General features: G+C 67.9%; 3 protein-coding genes. 2 read left to right on the top strand and 1 reads right to left on the bottom strand.

Annotated features, from left to right (window positions below; genetic code table 11):
- The first annotated feature begins 1,697 nt into the window (after positions 1-1,697).
- Positions 1,698-2,867: a recombinase family protein gene (locus VF468_19150; protein HEX5880409.1), complete on the top strand. Its 1,170-nt coding sequence runs from the start codon at positions 1,698-1,700 to the stop codon at positions 2,865-2,867.
- A 26-nt stretch (positions 2,868-2,893) separates the two neighbouring features.
- On the opposite strand, the gene VF468_19145 is transcribed toward VF468_19150, so the two are convergent.
- On the bottom strand, positions 2,894-3,772 hold the full coding sequence (locus VF468_19145; protein ID HEX5880408.1) for a helix-turn-helix domain-containing protein: 879 nt from the start codon (positions 3,770-3,772) through the stop codon (positions 2,894-2,896).
- Positions 3,773-3,891: 119 nt separating this feature from the next.
- Between VF468_19145 and VF468_19140 the strand changes: the two genes are divergently transcribed.
- Positions 3,892-4,203 (top strand): cupin domain-containing protein, encoded by a 312-nt coding sequence (locus VF468_19140; GenBank protein HEX5880407.1) that lies wholly within the window; start codon positions 3,892-3,894, stop codon positions 4,201-4,203.
- Positions 4,204-4,567: the final 364 nt, after the last annotated feature.

Genomic DNA, 4,567 nt, shown 5'->3' with positions numbered 1-4,567 from the left:
TTACTCGCACGGAGGTGGTCTCGTGGGCAGCTTGGCCTTCGACTAACCACCAGTCCCGCGTGAGACCCACAGTCGGCTGTTCACGTGGCCAACCGCGGACCGGTCCGTGAGCCGGTTGTCGCCTGTTCGTGGGAACGATTCCTCGGTGGCGCATCGCGGGCGGCCGGCGATGTCGTACGCCTCGTCGGCGTGCAGTTGGACCGGGGCGCCGCCGTAGCGCACCTGTGCCGTCGTTGCTTGCTCTGGTGGTCATTCTGCTGGTCATTCCACCAGGCCGTACTGCAGCCAACCAGACCGCACTCAACGGAATGCCTTCCCAACCTGACCTGGCTAGACCCTACTGGAGCGGTCTGAGCGGAAGATTGGCAGTTATCTCCTAAACAGCTGCCGTGGACGTCGCAGATTCGGTCGTTTCTCGGGTAGCCGCCCTGACCCCTCGCCTTCATGTCCCAAAGGCGTTCAGAACCCGTGTCCACAATCAACCTCGCACCACTAGCCCTGTCACAGGGTTCTGCGACCGCCAGCGGCATGGGACAGCTGCTCGGCTATGCCTTCCCGGCCCAACTTCGCCTGGCGGACTTACGAGCAATCCCGGCATACCGGTGGGTTGAAGCTCAGGAACTGACTACGGCCGAGCTCGAGTCGGCATCGCGCCCAGATGTACTGGTTCACCTGTGCGGCCGCGTGCTTGTTTGGCCGCGAGGACCGCCCTGATGGGCGTGCCCCGTCAGGATCCTTGTCGGAGGAAACCCCTCGCGCAGCCATCTCGGCGCCTCTTCGGGGAAGTCGTGCCACACCGGCTCACCGCCGTACTCACTGACGACGTCCTTGCGGTGGCTTCTCCCAGTCGATACGGACATCATCGAGGGGACTTGAGGCTTCCGGATCGGGTGCGTGTCTGGCCGTAGCCGGATGCCGGGCATCTGTTCCTCCAGCTACTGGTCCGACTGGACGGCCTGTGCGGGCACGACGGTATTGACGGCTTTGCGAAGGCAGAGGTAGGACCTGGCTGGGTGTCTGACACCGCACCGAGCCCCCGATCGGTCGGCTCCGGATGCCCCGCGGCGACGCCCGCCTGATGCACCAAGCCGCCAAGCGGGCGGGCGCCGCCGCCCTCGATCGGCGATCCCTGGACCCGCCAGGCCCCGGAGCGCCCGCAGAGGTGCATCCTGCTGATCGCGACGCGTCAGCGGTGTCGATGATGGCGCGCGGGCTCGGTAACCATCTCAGCGGCCGACTCTATATCCAACTCAGTATCCATTTCATGAGTTGCAGGCCCTGCGGCTGGCGAAGCTGCCGGTCAGCGCGGCTGTCAATCGGCCCATCAGGTCGGCGACTGGTGTCCATGGTTCCGCCTTCGGGCTGATGCCTATCACCGCTATCGGTCCATGGCGAACCTACGCGGTGTCCCCTCGGTGGGCTGGGGAGCCTGGTTGGCTGGATGTGGAGCCCACCGACGCCAATGACAGTCGCCAGCACAGCGCAAGCGACCCGAGCCGAGCTGAGCTGCCGACCCCGCCCAGCCAGGTGTGCGCCATCGACCTCAGCGCCCTGGCCCGGGCCCTGGTCGCCGCCGCCCTGGCCATCCACGGCCAACCGGCCGGCTGTCCGCCGGTGGCGGGGCGGTCGGGGGTTGCTGGATCGGCCCGATGGAGCTTGCATCCACCAGGCCAGCGCGACCACAAGAACGAGGACGGATGCGACCGGGGCTGAACTACCTGCGGGTCTCCTCACGCCGCCAAGTCGACAAGGGCTTTGACGAAGACGGCCTGTCGCTGCCCGCCCAACGCGAGGCCTGCGCCCGCTACGCCGCCGACCACGCCATCACCATCGTTGGGGAGTACATCGAGCGGGGCGAGAGCGCCCGCACCGCCGACCGGCCCGAGTTCCAAGCCATGCTGGGCCGGATCCAACGCGACCGCGACGTCCAAGTCGTGATCGTCCACAAGGTCGACCGGTTCGCCCGCAACCTCGAAGACCACGTCACCGTCAGGGCCCTGCTCCGCCGCCTCGGGGTCGAGCTGGTCAGCGTGGTCGAGCCACTGGATGACAGCCCCCAAGGGCGCCTCACCGAGGGCATCCACGCGTTGATGGCCGAGTTCTACTCGGCCAACCTAGCCGCCGAGATCCGCAAAGGCATGACCCAAAAAGCCAAGCAGGGCGGCTGGCCCCACCAGGCCCCCCTGGGCTACCGCAACGTCCGCCGACCCGTCGGCGGGCGGCTGGTCGCCTGCATCGAACCCGACCCCGACCGCGCCCACCACATACGCGCCGCCTTCCAGCTGTACGCCGCAGGCGACTGGACCCTGGAGCGGCTCACCGCCGAGCTGGCCGCCCGTGGGCTGTGTAACCGTGGCCGCCGCGACTACCCACCCAAGCCGCTCAGCCTCGGCGGCGTCGCCAAGCTGCTGGCCAACAAGACCTACATGGGGCTGATCGACTGGAACGGCGTCCTGGTCCAAGGCCAACACCAGCCGCTGGTCAGCCCTGAGCTGTTCCAGCAGGTCCAGGACCTCCTGGCCGCCCGCTCGGCCCGCGGCACCCGCGAACGCAAGCATCACCACTACCTCAAAGGGGTACTGCACTGCGCGGTCTGCAGCCGCCGCTACTCCTATCTGGTCGCCACTGGCAACAACGGCCGCCGCCACCCCTACTTCTACTGTCTCGGCCCCGACCCGCCGGCCGTGGCGGCTGCCGCGAACCCCACATCCCCGCCGACCGGCTGGAAGACCAGGTCGAACAGCTCTACCAGCGGATCCAACTCCCCCACCACTGGCTCACCGAACTCCACGCCGCCCTCAAGGCTGAGATCGCTGCCCGTCAGGGCCGGGCCGCCCAGGAACATCGGCAGCTTGACCGTGAACTGATGGGCCTGGAGGGTGAGCGCCGCAAGCTACTGGCGGCCTACTACGCCGACGCCATCAACCTGAGCCTGCTCCGCCAAGAACAGACCAAAGTCTGCCAGCGGACCACCACCCTTGAAGCCCGCCGTCGCTCCCTCGCAGCAAACCTGGGCGAATGGCGGGCCATCCTGGAGACCGCTAGCAGGTTCGCCACCAACTGTGGCGCCGCCTACCGTCACGCCGACCCACGAACCCGCAAGCTGTTCAACAACGCCGTCATCGACCGCATCGAGATCCGCGACGGCCACATCGCCCATGTCGATTACCGGGCGCCCTTCGATCCGCATCCGTCCCGACCGCGCCGCCTCCTCATAGGTGAGGTGGCGCAGGTGCCAATGGGCCAAGGTCTGGCTGTCGGTCCGAACGATCAGGTCCTCGACGCGACCCGGATAGGTCGAGCACACCTCCGCATGGGACCGGCCCAGCAGCATCCAGAAGCGCTCGGTGGGCCGGTCGGCAAGCTCGATGCGCGCGACCAGTCCGTTGCTGGGGACCTTGTCGGGGTCGACCAGCTTGCAGGTCGCCCACAGCACGTAGGTGGCGTCGATGTGCTGGGGCTCCAGCTCCAGCCAGCGGGCGCCCCAGGCGCCCATGGCGTCGGTGACCGCCTTCAGCTCCCGCCCCTTGTCGGTCAGCGAGTAGCGGCCGCCACGGCCGGAGGGGCTGGGTTGCCTGGTGAGGATGCCGTGGTTCTCCAGCAGCTCCAGTCGCTGGGCAAGCAGCGCCTTGCTGATCCCGGGGGCTCCCGCCAGCAGTTCCCCGAAGGTGCGGCAGCCGGTCAGCAGGTTGCGGATGATGATCGGCGTCCACCGCTCGGCCAGCAGCTCCGAGGTTCGGGCGATCGGGCAGTACTGCCCATAGGTGCGCATGCCGGCAGTGTCCTGCCCTGGCCGGCGGGCGGCAAGTTCAGATTTTGGGATTGCCAGGGAGGCTGCGCCGGGCGGATGTTTGGGAGGTTCACCGGTCGCGGCGCCCCAGGAGGCCAGCGATGACCCACCCCACCACCACCGACACATCGAGCGGCGACGTCCTCGACCTCGGGACGATCAGGCTGCGGCTGCTGACCGTTGCCGAGCAGACCAACGGCGCCTTCGCCGTGGGCGAGTTCTCCGGCGGGGAGGGACCATGGACCGTGCCCCACGTGCATCAGCGCACCGAGGAGTCCTTCTATGTGCTGGATGGCGCCTTTACCTTCACCCTGGGCGTTGAGGACCTGGAGGCCGGACCCGGTTCGTTCATCCGTGTGCCACAGGCACGCGCCATGAGCTGCGCGCCGCGCCCGGCGGCGGACGGCTGCTGACCATGTGGGTTCCGGGCGGGACGGAGGCCATGTTCGTGGAGCTGAGCCAAATGCCCCCGGGCAGCCTCCGTGATCCCGAAGCCCGCAAGGCAATCTCAATGCGCTTCGACTCCATCCCAACCTAACAGTCTCCCGGCGGCTTGATGAGCCTGCGTCCTCTTCCGTGTCAGAGATCGCGGTCGGGTCGCGGCGACCTGCGGTTGATGGGGAGTCTGGCGGCTGAGCTGGGTAGATGGCAGGCCGGTGATGACCGTTGCTGTCCGCTGCGGTCCGGTCGTTCGTGGCCCGAGTGTGGCCCGATGTGGCCCCGAAACGAGCAGCGAACGCTCCAGGCCTTGGCCGCCGTCGGCGCGATCCACGGTGA

It is taken from the genome of Actinomycetota bacterium (assembly GCA_036280995.1).
GTDB lineage: Bacteria > Actinomycetota > CALGFH01 > CALGFH01 > CALGFH01 > CALGFH01.
The sequence above is the reverse complement of the archived record's forward strand: the minus strand, read 5'-3'. Positions and strand labels throughout refer to the sequence as shown.

Coding starts and splice junctions, on each gene's coding strand:
- VF468_19140 (HEX5880407.1), top strand. CDS start 3,892: ATGACCCACCCCACCACCACCGACACATCGAGCGGCGACGTCCTCGAC.
- VF468_19150 (HEX5880409.1), top strand. CDS start 1,698: ATGCGACCGGGGCTGAACTACCTGCGGGTCTCCTCACGCCGCCAAGTC.
- VF468_19145 (HEX5880408.1), bottom strand. CDS start 3,772: ATGCGCACCTATGGGCAGTACTGCCCGATCGCCCGAACCTCGGAGCTG.